This window comes from Pseudomonas sp. FW300-N2F2 (assembly GCF_017351655.1).
Lineage (GTDB): Bacteria > Pseudomonadota > Gammaproteobacteria > Pseudomonadales > Pseudomonadaceae > Aquipseudomonas > Aquipseudomonas fluorescens_AA.
In genome coordinates this window covers 962,722-985,715 of record NZ_JACNDQ010000003.1, presented here as the reverse complement: position 1 = coordinate 985,715, position 22,994 = coordinate 962,722, and the positions used below count along the sequence as shown (strand labels likewise).

Annotated in this window: 17 protein-coding genes; 5 read left to right on the top strand and 12 right to left on the bottom strand. The window is 62.3% G+C overall.

Annotated elements, in window-relative coordinates; all coding sequences use genetic code 11:
* Positions 1-31: 31 nt before the first annotated feature.
* The 6 genes from J4E63_RS24980 to J4E63_RS24955 all read right to left on the bottom strand — a co-directional run bounded on the left by J4E63_RS24980 (position 32) and on the right by J4E63_RS24955 (position 6,488).
* Positions 32-799, bottom strand: a complete 768-nt coding sequence (locus J4E63_RS24980) for an ABC transporter ATP-binding protein (protein WP_060739127.1) — start codon at positions 797-799, stop codon at positions 32-34.
* Between the two features lie 10 nt (positions 800-809).
* Positions 810-1,649 (bottom strand): ABC transporter ATP-binding protein, encoded by an 840-nt coding sequence (locus tag J4E63_RS24975; protein ID WP_103310123.1) that lies wholly within the window; start codon positions 1,647-1,649, stop codon positions 810-812.
* A 10-nt stretch (positions 1,650-1,659) separates the two neighbouring features.
* Positions 1,660-2,568: an ABC transporter permease gene (locus J4E63_RS24970; protein ID WP_207283640.1), complete on the bottom strand. Its 909-nt coding sequence runs from the start codon at positions 2,566-2,568 to the stop codon at positions 1,660-1,662.
* Positions 2,568-3,605 (bottom strand): ABC transporter permease, encoded by a 1,038-nt coding sequence (locus tag J4E63_RS24965; protein ID WP_207283639.1) that lies wholly within the window; start codon positions 3,603-3,605, stop codon positions 2,568-2,570. Before J4E63_RS24965 ends, J4E63_RS24970 begins: the two co-directional genes overlap by 1 nt.
* Before the next feature lie 34 nt (positions 3,606-3,639).
* Positions 3,640-5,262, bottom strand: coding sequence for an ABC transporter substrate-binding protein (locus tag J4E63_RS24960; RefSeq protein WP_207283638.1), 1,623 nt, complete (start codon positions 5,260-5,262; stop codon positions 3,640-3,642).
* Between the two features lie 71 nt (positions 5,263-5,333).
* Positions 5,334-6,488 carry a mandelate racemase family protein gene (locus tag J4E63_RS24955; RefSeq protein ID WP_207283637.1) on the bottom strand — a complete coding sequence of 385 codons (1,155 nt, stop codon included), beginning with the start codon at positions 6,486-6,488 and terminating at the stop codon, positions 5,334-5,336.
* Between the two features lie 513 nt (positions 6,489-7,001).
* On the opposite strand from J4E63_RS24955, the gene J4E63_RS24950 reads away from it, so the two are divergent.
* Both J4E63_RS24950 and J4E63_RS24945 read left to right on the top strand, forming a co-directional pair.
* The gene (locus J4E63_RS24950) at positions 7,002-7,997 is read left to right on the top strand and encodes a TRAP transporter substrate-binding protein (RefSeq protein WP_207283636.1); all 996 of its coding nucleotides are present in this window, start codon (positions 7,002-7,004) and stop codon (positions 7,995-7,997) included.
* Between the two features lie 136 nt (positions 7,998-8,133).
* Positions 8,134-10,041 (top strand): alkaline phosphatase D family protein, encoded by a 1,908-nt coding sequence (locus tag J4E63_RS24945; RefSeq protein ID WP_207283635.1) that lies wholly within the window; start codon positions 8,134-8,136, stop codon positions 10,039-10,041.
* 234 nt (positions 10,042-10,275) lie between these two features.
* On the opposite strand, the gene J4E63_RS24940 is transcribed toward J4E63_RS24945, so the two are convergent.
* The 5 genes from J4E63_RS24940 to J4E63_RS24920 all read right to left on the bottom strand — a co-directional run bounded on the left by J4E63_RS24940 (position 10,276) and on the right by J4E63_RS24920 (position 19,220).
* Entirely contained in the window at positions 10,276-10,776 is a 501-nt protein-coding gene (locus J4E63_RS24940) for a methylated-DNA--[protein]-cysteine S-methyltransferase (protein WP_060739135.1), read from the bottom strand.
* A gap of 83 nt (positions 10,777-10,859) precedes the next feature.
* Positions 10,860-13,595 (bottom strand): LuxR C-terminal-related transcriptional regulator, encoded by a 2,736-nt coding sequence (locus J4E63_RS24935; RefSeq protein WP_207283634.1) that lies wholly within the window; start codon positions 13,593-13,595, stop codon positions 10,860-10,862.
* A 364-nt stretch (positions 13,596-13,959) separates the two neighbouring features.
* Positions 13,960-15,324, bottom strand: a complete 1,365-nt coding sequence (locus tag J4E63_RS24930; RefSeq protein WP_060739137.1) for a DUF1329 domain-containing protein — start codon at positions 15,322-15,324, stop codon at positions 13,960-13,962.
* Positions 15,325-15,349: 25 nt separating this feature from the next.
* Entirely contained in the window at positions 15,350-17,206 is a 1,857-nt protein-coding gene (locus tag J4E63_RS24925) for a DUF1302 domain-containing protein (RefSeq protein WP_207283633.1), read from the bottom strand.
* Positions 17,207-17,537: 331 nt separating this feature from the next.
* The gene (locus J4E63_RS24920; RefSeq protein ID WP_207283632.1) at positions 17,538-19,220 is read right to left on the bottom strand and encodes a fatty acid--CoA ligase; all 1,683 of its coding nucleotides are present in this window, start codon (positions 19,218-19,220) and stop codon (positions 17,538-17,540) included.
* A 269-nt stretch (positions 19,221-19,489) separates the two neighbouring features.
* On the opposite strand from J4E63_RS24920, the gene J4E63_RS24915 reads away from it, so the two are divergent.
* Together J4E63_RS24915 and J4E63_RS24910 are read left to right on the top strand one after the other, a co-directional pair.
* Complete coding sequence (locus J4E63_RS24915) at positions 19,490-20,404, top strand: glycosyltransferase (RefSeq protein WP_207283631.1); 915 nt, start codon at positions 19,490-19,492, stop codon at positions 20,402-20,404.
* Positions 20,401-21,018: a CatB-related O-acetyltransferase gene (locus J4E63_RS24910; protein ID WP_207283630.1), complete on the top strand. Its 618-nt coding sequence runs from the start codon at positions 20,401-20,403 to the stop codon at positions 21,016-21,018. The genes J4E63_RS24915 and J4E63_RS24910 overlap by 4 nt, the downstream gene beginning before the upstream one ends.
* A 46-nt stretch (positions 21,019-21,064) precedes the next feature.
* On the opposite strand, the gene J4E63_RS24905 is transcribed toward J4E63_RS24910, so the two are convergent.
* Positions 21,065-21,694 carry a LysE family translocator gene (locus J4E63_RS24905; protein WP_060739142.1) on the bottom strand — a complete coding sequence of 210 codons (630 nt, stop codon included), beginning with the start codon at positions 21,692-21,694 and terminating at the stop codon, positions 21,065-21,067.
* A 295-nt stretch (positions 21,695-21,989) separates the two neighbouring features.
* Here J4E63_RS24905 and J4E63_RS24900 point away from each other — a divergent pair, with 295 nt between their 5' ends.
* Complete coding sequence (locus tag J4E63_RS24900; protein ID WP_207283629.1) at positions 21,990-22,955, top strand: 2-hydroxyacid dehydrogenase; 966 nt, start codon at positions 21,990-21,992, stop codon at positions 22,953-22,955.
* Positions 22,956-22,994: the final 39 nt, after the last annotated feature.

The following is a 22,994-nucleotide window of genomic DNA, read 5'->3' as shown; positions in this document are numbered from 1 at the left end:
GGGTTAAAACACGTGCAACGAACGAGTTACCTCAAACAGCGATAGGTATTCGCTGTATGTCCCGACTGGCTTGCACCAGCAAACGGGTGTACGCATGGGTGGCGCCATCGCTAGCCAGCAGATGGCTGTCGAGCGTCTCCACCACCCGGCCCTGCTGCATCACCGCCAGCCGATCACACAAATGCGCCACCACCGCCAGATCGTGGGTGACCATCAGGTAGGTCAACCCTTCCTGGCGACGCAAGTCGGCCAGCAGGTTGAGGATTTCCGCCTGCACCGAGACATCCAGCGCCGAGGTCGGCTCGTCCAGCAACAGCACCCGGGGCCGCAGGATCAGCGCCCGGGCAATCGCCACGCGTTGGCGCTGACCACCGGACAACTGGTGCGGATAGCGGAAGCGAAAGCTGTCGTTCAAGCCGACCTTGCGCAGGATCTCGCTGACCTTCTGCCCACGCCCATCGATGCCATGGATGCGCAGCGGTTCCTGCAACGCGGCGTCGATGGTGTAGCGCGGATGCAACGAGGCATACGGGTCCTGGAACACCATCTGCACCGTGCGGTAGTGGTTCAGCGGCAGGTTGCGCGTCACGGCCTGGCCGGCGACCCGCAGTTGTCCGCTCCAATGCTGGTACTGCCCGGCCAGGCAGCGCAGCACGGTGGTCTTGCCCGAACCGGACTCCCCCACCAGGCCGAATGCCTCGCCTTCGCCCACGCTCAAATCGACGTCGTGCAGTACCGCGTTCAATGCCGCGCCGGTGCCAAAACTGAGGTTCAGGCCGGCGATTTCAATCATGCTCATGACAGGCTCCTCAAGCGTTCAACCAGAGTGGGTCGCGCTGCAGCACTGGCAGCGTGGCACGCGGATGGTCCAGGCTCGGCAACGCGGCCAACAGGCCTTGGGTGTAGGGATGGGTGGCGTGATCCAGGTCGGCGGCGGCAATCGACTCGACCACGCGGCCGGCGTACATCACCAGCACGCGGTCGCAGAAACTCCTCACCAGGTTCAGGTCGTGACTGATGAAGATCAGCCCCAGGTCACGCTCGCTGACCAACTCCTCCAGCACATTGAGCACTTGTCGACGCACCGATACGTCCAGCGCCGAAGTGGGTTCGTCGGCGATGATCACCTGGGGATCGGTGATCACCATCATGGCGATCATGATCCGCTGGCCCATGCCGCCCGAGACCTCGTGGGGGTACAGGTCGTAGACCCGCCGGGGATCGCGAATGTGCACCTTGGCGAGCATGTCCAGGGCCCGTTCGCGCGCTTCGCGATGGGGCACCTTGTGATGGGCCAGGTACGCCTCGGCGATCTGTTCGCCAACCCGCACCACCGGGTTCAGCGAGTATTTCGGGTCTTGCATGATCATCGACATGCGCGCGCCACGAATCGCCTGGATCTGCTTTTCGCTGGCGGCCAACAGGTCGATATCGGCGAAGCGCAAGGTCTTGGCGGTGACCCGCGCCGTCGGCGGATGCAGGCGTAGAAGACTGCGGCCAACGGTGGATTTGCCCGAGCCGGACTCGCCGACAATGGCGAGTTTTTCTCGCCCCAACGTGAACGACACATCACGCACCGCCTGCGAGGTTTTGCCGGCGTTGCGAAATTCCACGCACAAGTCCTGTACCGCAAGTTTTATCTCAGTCATGGGCTGTTCCTCAGGATTGGCTGCGTGGGTCGAGGACGTCGCGCAAGCCGTCGCCCAACAGGTTGAAGGCCAGGCTGACCAGCATGATCGCCGCACCGGGCGCCGCCACCAGCCACCAGCTTTCGAGCATGTAGCGCCGCCCGGTGGAGATCATCGCGCCCCACTCCGGCAGCGGTGCCTGGGCGCCAAGGCCGAGAAAGCCCAGGGCGGCGGCGGTGAGGATGATGCTCGCCATGTTCATGGTCAGGCGGATGATCACCGACGACAGGCACATCGGGATGATGTGGCGCAGGATGATGCGGGTGCTCGACGCGCCCTGAAGCTGCACCGCGACGACGAAGTCCGCGTTGCGCAGCGGCAGTGTTTCGGCGCGGGCGAGCCGGGCAATCGGCGGCCAGGCCGTGAGTGCGATGGCGATTACCGCATGCTCCAATCCCGGGCCGAGAGCGGCGATGAAGGCCAACGCCAGGACCAGGCTGGGGAACGAGATGAAGATGTCGGTGATGCGCATGAACAGGCTGTCGACCCAACCGCCGAAGTAGCCGGAAACCGTGCCGACCAACAGGCCGATGGGGCCGACGATCACCGTCACCAGCAAGACGATGTACAAGGTGATGCGCGAGCCATACACCAGCCGGGCGAAGACATCGCGACCGTATTCGTCGGTGCCGAACCAGTGCACGCCGCTGGGTGCCTGCAAGGCCCCGGCGAGGTTCTGCAACAGCGGATCGTGGCCGGCGATCCACGGCGCGAAGACCGCGACCAGGATCAGGGTCGCGACGACGATCAGGCCGGCGAAGGTCATCGGGTTGCGCAGCAAAAATCGCAGCAGGCGCACGGTGCTGGCGACCAGCGCTGCCGTACTCGAAGCGGGCAGCGCGGCACTGCCGGCTGCGCTGGAAGCAAGGGGCAGGTTCATTAGCGAGTCCTCGGGTCGAAGATCTTGTACAGCGCATCGCTGATCAGGTTCAGCGTCACGAAGATGAGGCCGATCAGCAGGACGCAGGCCATCACCGCGTTCATGTCACCGAGCAGCAAACTGCTGGTCAGGTACTGGCCGAAGCCCGGCCAGGCGAACACGGTTTCGATCAACACCGCCCCTTCCAGCAGGCCGCCATAAGCCAGGGCGACGATGGTCAACAACTGCACGCGAATGTTGCCGAAGGCATGGCCCCAGACGATGCGGCGCTGGGACAAGCCCTTGACCCGGGCGGTGATGATGTACTCCTGGGACAGTTGCTCGAGCATGAAGCTGCGAGTCATGCGGCTGATATAGGCGACCGAGTTGAAGCTGAGGATCACCGCCGGCAACAGGATGTGCCGCAGCGCGCTGCGAAAGGCCTCCCAGTCGCCGGACCAGGCGGTATCGATCAACAACAATCCTGTGTGTTTCGGGATCAGCCCGTCATAGGCCAGGCCGATGCGCCCGACGCCGCCAGCCCAACCCAGCCAGGCGTAGAACACCAGGAAGGCCATCATGCCGATCCAGAAAATCGGCGTGGAGTAACCGAACAGCGTGATCAGCCGCGCGACATGGTCACCGGCACGGCCCTGGTGGGTCGCGGCGTAGACACCCAGCGGCAAGCCCGCCAACACGCCGAACAGAATGGCCAGGGTGGCCAGTTCCAAGGTGGCCGGGAAGACTCGGGCGATGTCGGTGATGACCGGATTGCCGGTCAGCAAGGCCATGCCGAAGTCACCGTGGAGCAAGTCGCCGAGGTAGATCGCGAACTGGGTCCACAACGGCTTGTCCAGGCCCAGTTCTTTGTACACCTGGGCGTAGGCCGAGGCGTCGGCGTCCGGGCCGACAATGGCCAGCACCGGATCCAGGGGCATCACTCGCCCGATGAAAAAGGTCAGCAGCAGCAACCCCAGCAGCGTCACCGCCACCGAGCCGCTGCGCCGGGTCGCCGAAGCGGCCCGGGTGGTCCAGATTGAAAAGGATGCAGTCGACATGTTCATTCCTGCCTTGGCCCTGTGGCCGTCGATTTCAGCGCTGCTTGTAGACGTCCCGAAGACGCGTGGTGGCGGCGGTGTGGCCGATGTAGTTGCGCACGTCGGCGTGGATCACCACTTCGTCCACCATCTGTGAAAGCGGCATGATCGCCCCGGCCTGTTGGTCGTAGAGGGTCTGGATCTGCCCATAGATTTCGCGCTGGCGCTCGGGGTCACGTTCGCGCTCGGCTTGCTCGATCAGTTGATTGAGCTGCGGGTTGAAGAACGAGGTGCGCCAGCCCTGGAAGTTGCTCAGCTTGGCTTCGGTGCGGTTGTCCGGGTTGTACACCAGGGCCCGCAGGCTCGAGTGGGGATGCCGCTCCGCCCCGCCACCGCCACGCCCGACGAGGATGTCGAACTGACGGTCGCGCATCGCCCCGTAGATCTGGTTGCCGGTGCCGGTGATGATCGTCGCCTGGATCCCCGCCTGGGCCAGCGTCGCTTGCAAGCTGGTGGCGATGTTGATGAACGGCGGATCGGTCAGCGAACGGATGGTCACCTTGAAGCCTTCGGCATGCCCGGCCGCCGCCAACAGCCGCTTGGCCTCGGCCACGTCCAGGCGATAACCCGGATCGTCCAGGCGTGCCGGCAGCCCCAACTGCAAGGGCCGCTGATTGATCACGCCGTAGTGCGGCATGACCACGTCGTTGATGCCCTGGTAGTCGATCAGCAGGCGGATGGCCTGGCGTACGCGGATGTCTTGGAACAACGGCTGCTGCATGCTCATCGCCACGTAGTACAGCGTGCCGCGGGCGATGCTCTGGATGCGCACTTCGTCGACCTTGCCCAACGCCTTGATGTCGGTGGCGGCCATGCCGCGGGCGACGTCCAGGTCACCGCGCTCGACCATCAGGCGCAGGGCCTGGGACTCGGTCATGTTGCGCATGATCACCCGGCGCAACTTCGCCGCGCCGCGCCAATAGTCGTCATTGCGACTCATCAGGATCACGTCGTTGGCCCGCCAGATGTCGAGCTTGAACGCGCCGGAGCCGGCCGTGTGCGTCGCCAGCCACGCCGCGCCTTGGTCGTCGCCGACCTGATGTTGCAAGGCGACCGAGCGATCGATGATGAAAGCACTGGGAGAGGTGGCCAGGGTGTTGAGCACCAGCATCGGGTCAGTGACGCGTGGCAACTCCATGACAAAGGTGTGCGGCCCTTCGGCGCGCATCAGTTTGACGACGTTTTCGGCGGTGAAACCGTAGGCTTTCCAGGTGGAAGCCAGGGCGCGGTTGAGGGTGACAACGCGCTGCAACGACCAGGCGACGTCTTGGGCGGTGAGCGGCGCGCCGGAGTGAAAACGCACGTCGTCGCGCAATTGGAAGGTCAGCCGCATGCGGTCGGGGCTGACGTCCCAGGTTTTCGCCAGGGCCGGAATCAGCGTGTCCGGCTGCGCCGCGTCCTGCTCCAGGAGCATGTCGTAGACGTTGGCGTTGACCTCGGCGACCTCCAGCCCCGTCGCCGCGGCAGGGTCCAGGGACAGCAGGTTGATCATGCTCATGCCCACCACCAATTGGTCGGGGGGCGTTTCGCCTTGGGCCAGGCTGACGGGCACCTGCACTGCGCACAGGGCCACGGTGACACACAGCAGCCTGGTCAGGCGCTTGGGCCAGAGATTCATGGTTCAGTCCTTTCTTATATTTATAAAGACTTGTCGCCCGGGCAGCCATCGACCTCAGGCGTGGAACAGGATCAATGTCGAGATATGGTGTTGGCCTCGATATACGCGAAGTTGATGTCCTCGCCCAACCCCGGCCGGTCGGACAGGTGTACAAAACCCTCGGCGTCCATGGGGTCGACGATGCTGTTGAGGTGCGCCGGGACGTCTTCATAGTCGAGGAACGGGTGCAACAGGCCGCGCTCGTACCAGCGGCAGTTGCTGATCGCCCCGACCACCGCCAGGTTCGCCGCGCCATTGCCGTGCACTTCGCAGTCCATGCCGAACGACTCGGCCAGGTGCGCGACCTTCAGGCACGGCCCGATACCTCCGACCCCGGCCACGCCGGCGCGCAGGATGTCACAGGACTTCTGGGTGACCCAACTGGCGCGGCTATGGAACTTGCCGGCGATGCTCTCCGGGCCCAGCACCGGGATGTCCAGGTTGGCGGCCAGCCAGGCATAGGACTCCGCCGAGTCTTCCATCATCGGCTCTTCGAACCAGGCGAAATTCAGCTTTTGCAGGGCCTTGCCAATGGTCAGCGCATCCATGCGACTGTACCAGTGGTAACCGTCGAGCATCAGCGCGATGTCCGGCCCCACCGCCTCACGCACGGCGGCGCAGGCCTGGATGTCCATTTGTGGATTCGGCGCGAAGGAAATCGGCGGCATCCAGGTGTGCAACTTGATGGCCTTGTAGCCGCGCTGCACCAGTTTCTCGGCAAATTGGCCGTACTCGTCCGGTGTCGACAACCCACCCGGCAAATCGTCGCCGCACATCGTCGAGCCGTACGCCGGGACCTTGTCGCGATAACCGCCAATCAGTTTATGCACCGGCAACTTGAGCTTGCGCCCGGCCAGATCCCACAAAGCCTGCTCCACCAGCGCCAGCGCCCGGTCGGTGAACTGCCCGGCGCTGCCGCGCTGCCAGTGCGCCAGGTCTTGCCAGATGCTTTCACGGTCCATCGGATCGCGGCCCACCAGCACTTTGCGCACGAAGGATTCGATGATGTGCGGACGAATCAACTCAGGCGGGCCAAAGGCATAACCCTCGCTGCCATCGTCGCAGCCGATTCGCAGCAAGGCCATCTTGATCATGACCTCATCGCCCGGATGGGCGTGACCGGCGCTGTCCTGGGCACGGCGCGAAGGGGTGGAAAAGACTTCGACGTGAACGCCTGTGATTCTCATAGAAGGGAACACCCTGTTGTTATTGTTTATTTGTATGTCGTCATACAACGTAGCGGATTATTCTGACGTTTCACACGGGCTGTCAACCCACAAAATCAATAAAAATTAATGAAACATGGGACGGGACAGAGAAATGAGATTATTTTTCTTGAGAGAAATTTATAATGTCGTCATACCACACAGCAAAAGCAATACGACTCGCCCCGGGAGGGCCACAATGACGGGAGGACTGGAAACCGAGGCGGGAGAATAAAAATTGTGGGAGCGAGCTTGCTCGCGATAGCGGTGTACCTGGGCCGATGATGTTGGAGGTGCCGCCATCATCGCGAGCAAGCTCGCTCCCACAAGGGGGCCGTGAACACCCGCTCTCACCTGGCAGAAGCCCGATGGTTTGCCCGCCGGAACACCTCACCCGGCAGTGGATGGTTTTTCTCCTAGACTTGACGTTGTCTGCTGTACGCCGGGCTCCGAAGAGGCCCGTACGATGAATGTAAAGGCAAAGGGAATTTCGCAATGCTCAAACCTGTATGGAAAGCGCTCGCCTGCACCCTGGCTTTCGGCGTGTGGGGCACGGCCATGGCGGCTGAGCCGATTGTCATCAAGTTCTCTCACGTAGTAGGTGACCAAACGCCCAAGGGCCAGGGAGCGTTGATGTTCAAGAAGCTGGCGGAAGAGCGACTGCCGGGCAAAGTGAAGGTCGAGGTCTACCCCAACTCCACGCTGTACGGCGATGACAAGGAGATGGAAGCCCTGCTCCTGGGGGAGGTGCAGATCATTGCGCGGTCACTGGCCAAGTTCGATCAGTACACCAAGACCGTGCAGCTGTTCGACTTACCCTTTCTATTCGACGACATCGCCGCAGTAGACCGTTTCCAGCAAAGCCCCGAGGGCCAGAAACTGCTCAAGTCCATGGAAAGCAAGAACGTCACCGGCCTGGCCTATTGGCACAACGGCATGAAGCAGCTGTCGGCCAACAAGCCATTGCGCACCCCTGAGGATGCCCGTGGCCTGACGTTCCGGATACAGACCTCAGCGGTGCTGGAGGAACAGTTCAAGGCGGTGGATGCCAAAGCCAAACCGATGATTTTCTCGGTGGTGTACCAGGGGCTGCGCACCGGTCTGGTCCACGGCACGGAAAACACCTATTCGAACTTTTACAACCAGAAGCTCAATGAGGTGCAGAAATACGTCACCGAATCCAACCACGGCATACTCGACTACATGGTGATCACCACATCGGACTTCTGGAACGGCCTGCCGCCGGATATCCGCAGCGAGCTGGACAAGATCGTGGTCGAATCCACCGCCCATGCCAACCAGGAAGCGGAACGATTCAACCAACAGGACAAGCAGCACGTCCTGGACGCCAAGACCACCGAGATCATCACCCTCACACCGCAAGAGCGCAGTGTCTGGCGCGAACGAATGAAACCGGTATGGGCGAAGTTCGAGAAAGAGATCGGTCCGGACCTGATCAAGGCGGCCGAGGCTTCCAACAGCGCCCAGTGACATCACCAGGCTTGACACTTTCCTGTGGCGAGGAAGCTTGCTCCCTCGCCACAAAAGCACCCACTCCCCCATCCCCAGCGGCATAGCACATTGCGTTATGATCCCCGCCTCTCCCTGAACAGAGCTTTTTTCGCGAATGCTGTCGTCCACTCCAGACATGACCTCTACCCTGCCCCCTGTTCTGGTCGGCCCGCTGTTACGGCGCCTGGAGCCTGCGCGCCTGGTGATGTGGTTGGTGGGCACGCGAGCGTTGGCGTTGACGCTGCGCATTGACGGTGTCGGCGACCTGGCACTCGATGCATCACGTTGCACCGTGGTGCCGGTGGGGCAACGGGCGTTTGTGCACTTGATCGATGTGACGCTCGACGCGCCCCTACCCCAGGACGTGGCGATTGACTACGACCTTCTGGTGGACGGTGCACCCATCGCCGAGTGGGCGCCGCATCTGTTGTATGACGGCGCACAGTGCCCGAACTTCATGTTGCATTCGCGTATCGAGCAATTGGTCCACGGTTCCTGCCGTAAACCCCACTACCCGGCCAACGACGGCCTGCTCTGTGTCGACCGTCTGCTTGCGCAAGACCCGGCGCAACGCCCGGCTCTGTTGATGATGAGTGGCGACCAGGTCTATGCCGACGACGTCGCCGGGCCCATGCTGCGGGCGATTCATGGGCTGATCGAACGCTTGGGGCTGTTCGAGGAATGCCTGGACGGCGCCGTCGTGGAAGACAGCGCCAAGCTCTACCAACATCCGGCCAGTTATTACCATCGCGCCGATTTGCTACCGGCATTGGAGAGCAACGAAACCCTGCGCGAGCGCTTTTTCGGCGGGGCGCGCAAGCCGATCTTCACCAGCAGCAGCGCCGATAATCACTTGGTGACGTTCGCCGAAGTCATGGCGATGTACCTGCTGGTGTGGTCGCCGGTGCCCTGGACACTGATCGCTGTGCAGCCCCCCGAACTGACCGTCGAGCGGCGCCAGCGCTACGACCTGGAACAGCGACGCATCGACGCATTCAAGACCGGGCTGGACGGCGTGGCGCGGGTATTTGCGCACTTGTCATGCCTGATGATTTTCGACGACCACGACATTACCGATGACTGGAATCTGTCCGCGCAGTGGGAGGAAACGGCCTACGGACATCCGTTCTCCAAGCGCATCATCGGCAACGCCTTGATCGCCTACATGCTCTGCCAAGGCTGGGGCAACAACCCGGATGCCTTTGCGGACGTGCTCCCGCAAACCCTGGCCTTGAGCGACACCGCCCGCGACCGCTACCTCGACAGCGAACCACAGGATCAATTGATCGACACCCTGCTGGGTTTCCAGCAGTGGCATTACGTGCTGCCGAGCACCCCGGCCCTGGTGGTGCTCGATACCCGCACCCGACGCTGGCGCAGTGAGAACAACCTCAAGCAACCTTCCGGCCTGCTGGATTGGGAAGCCCTGAGCGAGTTGCAGCAAGAGTTGTTGGATCACCCCTCGGCCATCATCGTCTCACCGGCACCGATCTTCGGCGTTAAGCTGATCGAGACCGTGCAGCGGGTGTTCAGTTGGTGCGGTTATCCGTTGCTGGTGGACGCGGAAAACTGGATGGCCCATCGCGGCGCGGCCCAGGTGATCCTGAACATTTTCCGACATTCGCGTACACCGGGTAATTACGTGGTGCTGTCAGGGGACGTGCATTATTCCTTCGTCTACGAGGTGCTGATCCCACACCGCAAGGGCGGCCCGCGTATCTGGCAGATCACCAGCAGCGGCATCAAGAATGAATTCCCGCCCCTGCTGCTGGAATGGTTCGACCGCCTGAACCGTTGGCTCTACTCCCCGCGCTCGCCCCTGAACTGGTTCACCAAGCGCCGCAGCATGCGCATCGTCCCCCACACCCCGGAACACGCCGAAGCGGGCGAACGGCTGTGGAACAGCGCCGGCATTGGCCAGGTGTTCTTCAACGAACAGGGCCAGCCCACGAAGATCTACCAGCACAACGCCAACGGCCAACCACCGACACGCATGCTGCCTCCCAAATCCCCACCGACCTGAAAGCGCTGGCACAGCCAGCACCTAGGCAAGCTGACACTCCGCTTTCGCGAGCAGACTCGCTCCCACAGGGGGCTGGGGATGGATGCAAAATCCACAGTCACACCAAAACAACTGTGGGAGCGGACGGCACAGCCAGCACCTAGGCAAACTGACACTCCGCTTTCGCGAGCAAGCTCGCTCCCACAGGGGACTGGGGATGGATGCAAAATCTGCAGTCACACAGGGAGGTGGCAGTCAGAACGCCAACTGCAGGGTCTGTTGGCCTTCGAGGCTGAGCAGCAATTGTTTGGCCGCCAGGCCGCCAGCGAAGCCGGTGAGGCTGCCGGAGCTGCCGATGACGCGGTGGCACGGGGCGATGATCGAGATCGGGTTGCGACCGTTGGCGGCGCCGACCGCCCGGACCGCTGTCGGTTGGCCGATCTGGACGGCGATGTCGCGGTAGCTGCGGGTTTCACCGAAGGGGATGGTCAGCAGTGCGTGCCACACTCGGACCTGGAAATCAGTGCCGGCAAAGTCCAGCTCCAGTTCGAAACGGCGGCGCTGACCGGCGAAGTATTCCAACAACTGACGTTCGGTTTCCTTGAGGACCGGATGCTGGGTGTCTTCTTCCAAAGGCCCCAGGCGCACCCGGTTGAGCCGCTCGTTTTCCCACAGGATGGCCGCCAGTCTTGTCTCCCGGGCGACGAGGATCAACTGGCCGACGGGGGACGGGATGGTTTTGTACAGAGGCAACATCGAGGGATTCCTTGTCAAAGCCTTTGTGGCGAGGGAGCTTACTCCCTAGCCACAGTTTTTTCTCACCGCCCCCAAAACCTTGCTCAGCCCAACAGCCCCAACGCCTTTGCCCGCGCCACCGCCTGGGTGCGGCGCTCGACGCCAAGCTTGCTGTTGATGTGGCTGGCGTGGGTCTTCACGGTGTGCAGCGAAATGAATAATTGCTCGCTGATCTCCTGGTTCGAACAGCCTTGGGCAATCAGCTGCAACACCGCCCGCTCGCGACTGCTGAGGGTTTCGACAGGTGCCGCCGGGTCGACAGGCTGGGCCACCGTCGAGGGCAGGCGTTCGAGCAGATGTTCGCGCAACGTACTGGGCGGTGCATGCAGCAGTTGTTCGCGAAACCATTCACAGTGTTTGCCAAACAACCACTCGAAGGGCTGCAACACCCCGCCGCTGGCGGCTTCGAAAGCTTGGGCCAGGGTACGACGGGCTTCGGGCTCACGGCCGACGCTCAACAGCAAGGCGACCTTCTGGTTGAGCGCCATCACGCTGAGCATTTGCCGGCCGGTTTGCTGGCCGTGTTCAAGCAGGGCATCGAGTCGCCCTTCGGCAAGCATCGGTTGACCCCGGATGGATTCCAGCACCGCCTGCTGCAGTTCGACGTGCAGCGGCAGTTGCGGGTGGAATTCCGGCGGCGCGGCGGCCCGTTCGCCCGTGTAGGTCTGGCCCAAGCGGGCCAGCCAGGCTTCGGCCAGGTCGGTGCGACCCTGGGCCAGCCAGAGCTCGCATTTGACCAGGGTAATCATCGCCAGGTAGTAGATCGGCGGAACGTCCCAGATGTGCATCAGGCGCTCGGCTTCAGCCAGTTCGGCAAAGGCCCGGGCGAACTCGCCGCCATAGCCTTCGATACGCGCGATCACGCAATGACCGATCAGCACGCTGATGTCGCGGCAGGCGCGGGCTTCGGTGAGGCCTGCCTGCAACCGCGCCAGGCCGACCTGGGGTTGCATGCGCAAGGTCAGCAGGAACCCCTCGTACATGATCAACCGCGCCCGCACCGCATAAAGCCGCTGGGGCGATAATGCATGCAGACGTTGCAAACCCTGGTGCACTTCGTCCAGCGCCCGCAGGATTTCCCCCCGCGCCTGCAAGACCCGGGCACGATCGTAATGGGCCAGGGCCTCGAACAATGGGTTGCCGACCCGCTGCGCCAGCTCCAGGGAATCGCGGTTCAGGTTCCGGGCGCGCCACAGGTCGCCGTCGGCAATCGCCAGGTTCGACAAGGTGGACAGGCACATCAGCCGCTGGCCGTAGCGTTTTTGCGGCAGGCTCTCCAGGGCTTCGCTGCAATAACGCACGGTGGCCTCGCGATCGCCGCGGCCACGGGCGACGATGCCGCTCAGGGCCAGCCATTGGGCAAGCATGGATTTTTGCGCGGTGGCGGAAGGGGCCGGCAGGAAACGACTCAAGTGCGCGGCCAGCTCTTCGGCGGCGTCCAATTGGCAGGCCAGGCCCAATGCCCAGCTGTAGAGCACGATCAGCCGCGGCGTGCTGATGAGCAGGCTGTCGGGCAAATCCATTTTCCAGCGCAGCAACATGCCAACGTTCTGCTCGGCCAGCAGTTGCTCCTCCGAAAGGTTCTGCACCAGGTTCGCCGCCACGTCCAGGTGCCCGGCCCGCAACGCCTGTTCCACGGCTTCGTCGATCAGGCCCTGGGCGTTGAACCAGCGACAGGCCCGCAGGTGCAGGGTCGCGGCCGGGACCATGGCCGGCGCGCTGGGGCGACTGCGCAGCAGGTCGGAAAACAAGTGGTGATATCGGTACCAATGGCCGTGCTCGTCCAGCGGTACCAGGAAGACCTGGTGGGCCGCCAGGTAACGCAGGATTTCGCCACTGTCATGGGCTTCGCGCACGGCATCGCACAGCGCGCTGCAAAAACGTTCCTGAGGGGCCGTGTCGTAGAGGAACGCCTGCACCTCGGCGGGCAGGCAATCGATGACTTCTTCGAGCAGATAGTCGCGGATCAGCCCCTCCCCACCGTGCAGGGCCTGGGGCAGCAGGCCTTCGTTGCCGGCCTCGGAGGCGGCCAGCAACCAGAACCGCAGCCCGGCCACCCAGCCTTCACTGCGCTGGATGAGGTTTTCCAACGCTTCGCCGCGCAACGAGCTGCTGTGATGCTGGAGCAGGGTCAAGGCTTCGTCATGGGTCAGGCGCAGGTCTTGCTCGTTGAGTTCGAGCAATTGCCGCGACAGGCGCAGGCGCGCCAGGTGCCAGTCCGGACGCTGGCGGCTGGTGACGAGTACCAGCAAACCGTCAGGCAGGTGATTGAGGAAAAATTGCAGGCAGCGATCCAGCACCGGGCTTTGGGCCAGGTGGTAATCGTCGAGGACCAGCAACAAGGGATTGCGGGGCGATAAGTGCGCGGACAATTCGTCCAGCAAGCCATCGAGCCATTCTTCGAAGGCAAAGGGTTGATGGCGCTGGCGCATTTTCAGCAGCCCCAGTGCCCGGCCACCCAGTTGCGGGAAAAATGCCTGGAGCCCGTCGAGCAAGCGTTCCAGAAAACGTCCCGGATCGTTGTCCCGGGCACTGAGCCCCAGCCAGAGGCTTTGCCAATGGGCCGGCAGGCTCTGGCAGAACTCCACCGCCAGGGAGCTTTTACCGAACCCCGCCGGGGCACTGACCAACAGCAACCGCCCGCCGAGCCCGGCGCTCAAACGCTCGCACAACCGCGACCGCGCGACATGGCCGTCGGGCAAGGGCGGGCGGTAGAAACGCCCGTCCTGTACCGCGATGGCTGCGCGGGCAGAATCCGGAAGTGAAGACAAATCAGTCATGGCCGGCTCTTGTAGGAATGCGGGTGGCGGCGTTGCAGATGTCCGCAGACTAGCGGTAAACGAGAAGGTATTGAAGGGAGTGCTACAAATGGCTACAAAAAGACTACAAGCCGACCGACTTGAAAAAACTCAGGCAGCCAACGCTCTTGTGGCGAGGGAGCTTGCTCCCGCTGGGTTGCGAAGCAACCCGCAAGGCAGCGACTGCGTTGTACCTGACACAATGAGTAGGCTGGTTTGGGGCTGCTGCGCAGCCCAGCGGGAGCAAGCTCCCTCGCCACAGGGTTTTGTGTTGACTGATCGAACAAAAAAACGCCCCGAACCAGTCGGGGCGTTGTTTCGAGGATGCGGCCTCGGGTGGAGCGGTTTAGCGGATGCCGTCCTGGCGCAGTGCGTTCGGGGTAAAGTCGGCGGTGGTGGCGGTGAAGCCGAAGTCGTAGGCCGATTTCTCTTCGTTCTTCATGCCCAGCGCCAGGTAGCGGCCAGACTGCAGGTCGTAGAGGGTTTCCAGGGCGTACCACGGCACTTGCTTGTCGTAGTAGTTCTCGGCATGGGCCTCGGCCACGCGCCACAGTTGGCCACGACCGTCGTAGTGGTCGATCACCGCGGCTTGCCAGGTGTCTTCATCGATGTAGAAGTCACGCTTGGCGTAGATGTGGCGCTGGCCTTCCTTCAGGGTCGCGGTCACATGCCAGACGCGACGCAGCTCGTAGCGGGTCAGGTCCTGGTTGATGTGGCCGGCCTTGATGATGTCGGCGTACTTGAGTTGCGGCGAATCGATCCTGTAGCTGTTGGCGGCGATGTACAGCTCTTTCTTGCCTTCCAGTTTCCAGTCGTAGCGGTCCGGTGCGCCGTTGTACATGTCCAGGTTGTCGGAGGTACGCAGGCCGTCGGCGGCGGTACCCGGGCCGTCATAGGACACTTGCGGGGCACGGCGCACACGGCGCTGGCCAGCGTTGTAGACCCACGCCGAACGCGGCTCCTTCACTTGGTCGAGGGTCTCGTGCACCAGCAGCACGCCACCGGCCAGGCGCGCCGGCGCGGTCACTTGTTGCTTGAAGTAGAACAGGATGTTACCCGGGTTGGCCGGATCGAAATCCTTCATCTTGTCGCGGAACACGAACTGGTCGCGGAAGTACACCAGGCTGTACGAACCGTTGGGCTGTGGGGTGGCCTGGGTGACCAGGCGCGTCACGCTGCCGCCACGATAGCGGGTGATGTGGTTCCAGATGACTTCGACGCCGCTCTGGGGAATCGGGAACGGCACGGCCGTCTCGAAGTTCTCCAGGCCGTTGCCGCCGGAAACCAGCTTGGTGTTGACCGCATTCTTCTTGATGGAGGCGAACACCTCGTCCGGCACGGTGGCGCCGCGATGGGTCGGGTAGACCGGCATCTTGAAGGTTTCCGGGTAGCGCTTGAACATCGCGTACTGGCCCGGGGCGAGTTTGGCCTTGTATTGCTCGACGTTCTGCGCAGTGATGGTGAACAACGGCTTTTCAGTCGGGAACGGGTCGGCCAGGAAGCCCTTGCTGTCCACGGCACCGGCGTTCTTGGCCATGGGTTTCCAGGCCGAGATCGAGCCATCGGCATTGCCGGCCATCTCGGCGCCCATCGGCGTCAGGCTCTTGCCCAGCTTGTCGGCCTCGGCCGCGGGTACTGCCGCCATGACACTGGCGGCCAGCAGGGACAGCCCCAAGACACCGGCCTGCAACAGATTCTTTGTTACTTTCATAGTGTGTCGTCCTGAAATACGGTGCTTAGAAGGTCACGCCGACGCTGAGCGCCAGGAAGTCACGATCGTCCACAGTGCTGAAGTCGCCACCAAAGAAGTTGGTGTAGGCCAGGCTGGCGTTGTAGGTGTTCTGGTACTCGGCATCCAGCCCGAGGCTGACGGCTTTGCGGCCTTCTTCGAAGTTGCCGCCAGGGCCCGGCGAGTAACCCTTGACGTCATGGGACCAGGCCACGTTGGGCTTGAGGTTCACGCCAGCGAACACGTCCGGGTACTCCCAGATGGCGCGAGCGCGGTAGCCCCAGGACGTGGAGGTGGTGAAGCCGTCGTTGTTGCAGTTGCTGTTGACGTCGTTGATGGTCTGGCCGCCCCCCGTCGCAGTAGACGTATTGAGCGAGTTACAGAAACCGTTGGGCAGTTCACCCGGCCCGAACACCGGATCACGGCCATAGCGAGCGTCGGATTTGCTTTCCAGGCCACCGACATGGGTCACCCCTATTTCACCCACCAGGGTCAGGCGGCTGGCGCCCATGACTTGATCGAGGAAGTGCGTGAACGTGGTCTGGAACTGAGTGATCTCTTTACGGCTATAGCCGTGCAGGTCCTGGCCCGGCGTGCCCTGGAGCACCGATGCATTACCAAATCCGGGAAGTGGCGTCACACCGGCGAAGAGAATGTCAGTGGTGCTCAGTTGCACCGGTGCATTCGGCCGATAGCTGATCTCACCGCTCCACGCCGTACCGGTAGGCAGTGTCGTGGAGAAACTCAGGCCATAGAGGCGGATATCTTCCGGGTACTCGACGAAGTAGTTGGAGTTACCCGCCACGATCAGGGGACGCAGTGCCGCGATTGGCCCCGCGGTGTAGAACTGCTGCGCAGCCCCCTGGGCACTGAAAATCGGCGCACGGCTGTGGTAGTTCATGAAGTAGGCACCGAACTCGGTGTCCAGCGGTTCGAACATGTACTTCAACGATGCGCCCCACTGGCCGCTGTCGCGGGCATCGCGGTCCGGGCCACGACGTACCAGCACGCCTTCTTCGTTGATATCGACACCCTGGCCTTCCAATATTGGAAGAATGGCGCCCGGCAACGGAATGGTCGAACGTTTGTTGAGCACCCGCAGGTTATCGGTACAACCGTCGGCAATCACATCCGGCTGGGAGAAGAACGTACCGCAGTTATCCACCACGGTCTGGTCCCACTCAATCTGGTAGAACGCCTCGGCCGACAGGTTGTCGGTCAGGCTCTGGGACACGTAGAACATGTTGACCGGGATCAGGCCTTCCTTGATCTCGGCGCCAGGACGACGGAACGCGGACACGTCGACCGGGTTGATGGAGTTGATGCCGCCCTGGATGAACGTGCTTTCACCCCAGCTGACCACCTGCTTGCCCAAACGCACGGAGCCTGGCTGATCGGCAATGGAATAGTTGTGGTAGACGAACGCATCGAGGATCTGCCCGCCGGAGGACTTGGCGCCTTCCTTGCGGTTGCTGTCGCTGATGTCCTTGTACAGGCGGTGTTCGTCCTTGAGTTCGAAGTCGTACCAGTACTTGCCGCGCACGAACACGCCGGTATCGCCGTACTTCAGTTCCAGGTCATGGATGCCCTTGAAGATCTTCGAGAAGGTTTCCCCTCGCTTGAAGTTCAAGTGACCGTCATCGGAAGTCTGCGACAAGCCCTTGCCGCCATTGTTGACGCCGATCAGGTCCTTGTTGGCGTTGGCCGTAGACCAGCTCGCGCCGACCGACAGGGACGAGTCGAACTGGCCTTCGATTTCACCGATGTTGAAACTGACGCCGAATGCTGGCCCGGCGAGCGAAGAGGCGAGACTGACCGCCAGAGGCAGTTTTGCCCGGCGCCAGAACGTGGTTGCTGAGGTCATCGACGCTACTCCATGTGCATTATTGTTATGGCAATGGACATTTCAAAAACACCTCGGCGGCAGGGAGCGGCAGCGTCCCGATATCCGTCGAAGTCGCATCGCTCTTTCGTGCGTGCGCCCCGTTCTTGAGAATCCGTGAGCGGACTATAGCCAGCAGGTAGTACGGCTTGATCCCTCTAAAGTGTGATTTGCAGCCCGCGACCACTCTGGAACAGTCCTTTCGCCAGGCCGACAGATGTCGGCACGGCAAGGATGGCTGAAATTTGCGGTTTGACAAGGCAAGCGCTTGCTTGGTGGGGCTGCCGTGCCCTTTCGGGCACGGTAAAAAGGCCTAAAGCGTGGACAGGAAGGTGCTGTTGTTGCTCTGCCATTCGGTGATGTCGACGCGGATACGCTTCTTGTCGAGCTTGCCGACGCTGGTCTTGGGAATTTCCGTAACAAGGGCGATCTGGCTCGGGATCGCCCACTTGCTCAAATGCCCCAGCTCGACGAACGGCTTGAGGTGCTCCTTGAGTTCGCGAGCCCCGATCTCATGCCCTTCTCGAACCACCAGCAAGGCAAACGGCCGCTCGCCCCACTGCGGATCGGGAATGCCGACCACTGCTACTTCGCGTACCCCCGCATGACGACTGATGAGGTCTTCCAGGTCCAGGGAGGAGATCCATTCGCCACCGGTCTTGATCACGTCCTTGATCCGGTCGCGGATGTCGATGAAGCCCATGTTGTCCAGCGTGGCGACGTCGCCGGTATGCAGCCAGCCGCCGGCCCAGAGCTCGGCGCCCTTGTGCGGCTCGTTGAAATAGCCCTCGGTGAGCCACGGCGCGCGCAGCACCAGTTCGCCCTGGGTCTCGCCGTCGGCGGGCAGGAACCGTCCCTCGGTGTCGACGATCGCCGCCTCCACCAGCGGCCCCGGCACGCCGGCCTTGATCCGGTAGGTGGTGCGCTCGTCCTCGCTGCCGGCCATCAATTCGTCGTTGAGGTGGGCACAGGACACCAGCGGGCCGGTTTCCGACATGCCGTAGGCGGCGGTGAGCTGGATGCCCCGCGCCTTGGCCGCTTCGTACAGGCTGCGATTCAGGGCGCTGCCGCCAATGACGATCTTCCAGCCGCCGAAGTCGGTGTCCTGGGCGCCCTTGGCATTGAGGACCATTTGCAGAATGGTTGGCACGCAATGGGAAAAGGTGACCTTTTCCTTGCGCCACAGCTGGACCAGGAACTCGGGATCGTAGCGACCCGGATAGACCTGCTTGAGCCCGAGCATGGTCGCCACGTAGGGCAGGCCCCAGGCATGGACATGGAACATCGGCGTGATCGGCATGTACACGTCGTTGGTGCCCAGCAGCCGCACGCTGTCGATGGACCCCATGATGGTCGCCACGCCCATGGTGTGCAGCACCAGTTGCCGATGGGTGAAGTACACGCCCTTGGGGTTGCCGGTGGTGCCGGTGGTGTAGAACGTGGTGGCGACGGAGTTTTCGTCGAAATCCTGGAAGTCGTAGGTGGGCGCCGCGGCGGCCAGCAATTGCTCGTATTCACCCACCAGGTTCGGCAGGTCGGCGGTTTTTTCCGGCAGGTCGGTCAGCAGCAGGGTCTTGTCCACCGTGGTCAGGTGCCCGGCTATCGCCTGGTACAAGCCGACGAACTCGCTGTTGACCAGCACGAAGCGGTCCTCGGCGTGGTTCATGGTGTAGACGATCTGCTCCGGTGACAGGCGCACGTTGATGGTGTGGATCACCGCGCCGATCATCGGGATCGCGAACATGCATTCCAGGTAGCGATGGCTGTCCCAGTCCATCACCGCCACGGTATCGCCGGCCTTGACCCCCGCCTCGGTCAACACGTTGGCCAGGCGCGCGACCCGTTCGATCAGCGTCGGATAGCTGTAGCGCAACTGGTCACGGTAGACGATCTCGCGGGTTTTCTCGTAACGCGTACCGGACATCAGCAGCCGCTTGATCAGCAGCGGGTATTGATAGGCGCCTTCGGCTGGAGGAATAACGCGAGTCTGCAACATAAGAGTCCCTTTTCTGACTGCACGGTCTTGGCTGGAAGCAAGCACTCTAGAGCGCTTATACACGGATCAAATCAGCCAAAGGAATGATTTGATCCGCGCGCAAATACTAGCCTTGAGCCATCTCGCCCCCAGGTTTCGCAAGCATCGCGCAACCAAACTTGTCGGATCGGGGTCCAACAGCGGGCATAGGTATCACGCTTGCTACAAAAGCCTATGGGGAAAATGCCCTGGCAGGTCTTCAGCATGCCACCACTTCTTGACAGAAAATAATGAACAACGAACTGACCTCTTCCCAGGTCCCCGCGCCTCAAGGTGCGCCGCTTGTGTCGATCGTGGCCCCTTGCTACAACGCCGGGAAGTACCTGGAAGAGGCGATCCACAGCCTCTTTGCCCAGGACTACCGGAACGTTGAGGTCATCGTGGTCGACGACGGCTCCACCGACGACAGCCTGGCCAGGCTCCGGCAGTTGCAGCGAACCTACGCTTTCCAGCTCTACTCCCAGGAGAACCAGGGTGTGAGCGCGGCACTCAACCACGGGTTGAAATATGCCAAGGGCACGTATGTCGCCACCCCGGACCTTGACGATGTGATGCTGCCCCATTCGATCCGGGTCCGCGCCCAATACCTGGACGAACACCCACAGGTGGGCTGTGTCGGCGCGCTGGTCATCTACATCGACAGCGATAGCCGGACCATCAAGGAGCAACAGCGCGACCACATCCAGGTGCACACCTTCGATGACCTGCTGCGCAACGCCGCGGTCATCGGCGCGCCCACGGCCCTGTATCGCATGAGCGCCCTGCGGGACGCCGGTTTTTACGATCCGCAGCTAAGGGTCCAGGATTTTCAGATCACCCTGCGGATCGCCCGCCAGGGTTATGAGATCCATGAACTGCCGATCTGCGTCACGCGCTATCGGCGCCACCCCAATAACCTCTCGAGAAAGTACCGCTTGATGCTCAAGACGGACCTGCAGGCCATCGAGCCCTATCGGGACCACCCCGCCTACCAGTCGGCCCGCACGGTGCTGGTGCACAAAGCGCTGAAGTACGCCGTGGTCGAAGACCGGAAAGAAGCCTGGCGACTGTTGCGCAGCATCCCCTGGCGCCACTGGAACAAAACCAGTTTCAAACGCCTCAAGCGACTGGCCCTGCGAATGCCGATGACAAGGTCCCGATCATGAAGTTCTTGCAGAAACTCAAGGAACGCAAAGTACGAAAGCACCTCAAGCGCCTGGAAAAACTCGAACGAGCACCGGAAAAAATCCGTCTGCGTTATCCGAAGTACCAGGTCGGCGTAGGCACCTACGGCATTCCCGAGGTGATGGAGTTCGGCGACGACACGGTCCTCGAGGTTGGTTCCTATACGTCGATCGCCGAAGGGGTGAAGATCCTGTTGGGTGGCGGGCATCGCACCGACTGGGTCAGCACGTTTCCATTCCCACTGATGATCGATGAAGCCCGGGACATTCCCGGCAGCAACCCGACCAAGGGCGACGTGGTGATTGGCAGCGACTGCTGGATCTGCGCTGACGCGATGATCCTGTCGGGCGTGACCATCGGCCATGGCGCCGTGGTCGCCGCCGGCGCGGTGGTGACACGCGATGTCGAGCCTTACGCCATGGTGGGCGGCAACCCGTGCCGGTTCATTCGCTGGCGCTTCGAGGAGCCAGTGCGTCAGGCCCTGCTGGAGTCGGCCTGGTGGGAATGGCCGATGGAAGAGGTCAAGGCGGTGTCACCGCTGCTGTGCAGTGACAACATCGACGCTTTTCTGGATTACGCCCGCCAACGGCATTGATCGCCCCACACCCGCATGGAAGCGATCAGAGAAAAGATCAGAGCGGTCAGTGCGCCTCGGTAAACGCCAGTTTCACCCCGATGGCGACGAGCACCGCGCCCATGGTCCGGTCGAACCAATGGCCCATGCGCGCGAAACCGGCGCGCACCCGTTGCTGGCTGAACAACAGCGCCACCAGGCAGAACCAGACGGCCGTCGCCACCGCCAGGTACACGCCGTAACCGGCCTGGATCGCCAACGGCGTGTGCGGGTTGATTACCACGGTGAACAGCGACAGGAAAAACAATGTCGCCTTGGGGTTCAGGCCGTTGGTGACAAACCCCGAAATGAACGCGCCGCGGGCGGTCCGCTCACCGACTTCCTTGTGCAGGTTTTCCTCGGCCGGCTTGGCCGGTTGCGCCCGCAGTGCCTTGAAGCCGATGTACAGCAGGTACGCGGCGGCAGCCCACTTCAGTGCGTTGAACAGCACGATCGATTGCGACACGATCAGGCCGATGCCCAGCAACGAATAGCCCACGTGCAGGAAAATCGCCGTGCCGACGCCCAGCGCCGTCCAGGTCCCGGCGCGTCGGCCATGGGTCACGCTTTCGCGCACCACCACGGCAAAATCCGGCCCGGGGCTGGCAACAGCCAGCAGGTGGATCAGGGCGACGGTGAGGAATTCGGTGAGGTACATAGGGGCTCCTTGGCTAACTCAATCTCGAAACGAACATCAACTTTCTGGGGAGTGAACATGTGGCGAGGGGATTTATCCCCGCTGGGCCGCGAAGCAGCCCTGATACTTGAACACTCGGTGTGTCAGGCAAAAATCATTTCCAGGGCTTTTGGGACTGCTTCGCAGTCCTGCGGGGATAAATCCCCTCGCCACAGGGTTCCTCATGATCCCCAATATCGCGCCAGACCAAAGCAACAAACCATCTGATAGGCTCGCCACATTACGCCTTCGGTTCTTGACATAAAAGGTACAGCTGATGACGAACACCGCCCGCGCCGTTTTCCTCGACCACCCTTCCCTGGACCTCGGCGACCTGGACCTGAACCCGTTGCGCAGTTGCTTCGGCGAACTGCAACTGTTCGCCCGGACCACGCCGGAGCAGGTCATCGAGCGGCTCAAGGGAGCCACTGTGGCAATCACCAACAAAATCGTGATCGATGCCCAGGCCATGGCGGCCAGCCCTGAACTGAAGCTGATCCTGATCAGTGCCACGGGTACCAACAATGTCGACCTGGCGGCCGCCCGTCACCACGGCATCACGGTGTGCAATTGCCAGGGCTACGGCACGCCGTCGGTGGCCCAGCACACCCTCATGCTGTTGCTGAACCTGGCGACGCGCCTGGCCGATTATCAAAAAGCGGTGGGGGAAGGTCGCTGGCAGCAGGCTTCGCAGTTCTGCCTGCTGGACTATCCGATTGTCGAGCTGGAAGGCAAGACCCTGGGCTTGCTCGGCCATGGCGAATTGGGCAGCGCCGTCGGGCGGCTGGCCGAAGCCTTTGGCATGCGCGTGCTGCTGGGGCAGATCCCTGGGCGCCCGGCCCGGCCCGACCGCTTGCCGCTGGAGCAATTGTTGCCGCAAGTCGATGCCCTGACCCTGCACTGCCCGCTCAACGAGCACACCCGGAACTTCATCGGCGCCCGCGAACTGGCGCGGCTCAAGCCCGGCGCATTCGTGGTCAATACCGCCCGTGGCGGCTTGATCGACGAACAGGCTCTGGCCGAGGCACTGCGCAGCGGTCACTTGGGAGGCGCCGCCACCGACGTGCTCAGCGTGGAGCCGCCGCCCCAAGGCAACCCGCTGCTGGCCGGCGATATCCCACGGTTGATCGTCACCCCACACAACGCCTGGGGCAGCCGCGAAGCGCGGCAACGGATCGTCGGCCAAATGAGCGAAAACGCCCAGGGCTTTTTCAGCGGTACAGCGCGGCGTGTCGTCAGTTGATAAACTGCCGCACTTTTTTTTACCCGCTTTATCAAGGAG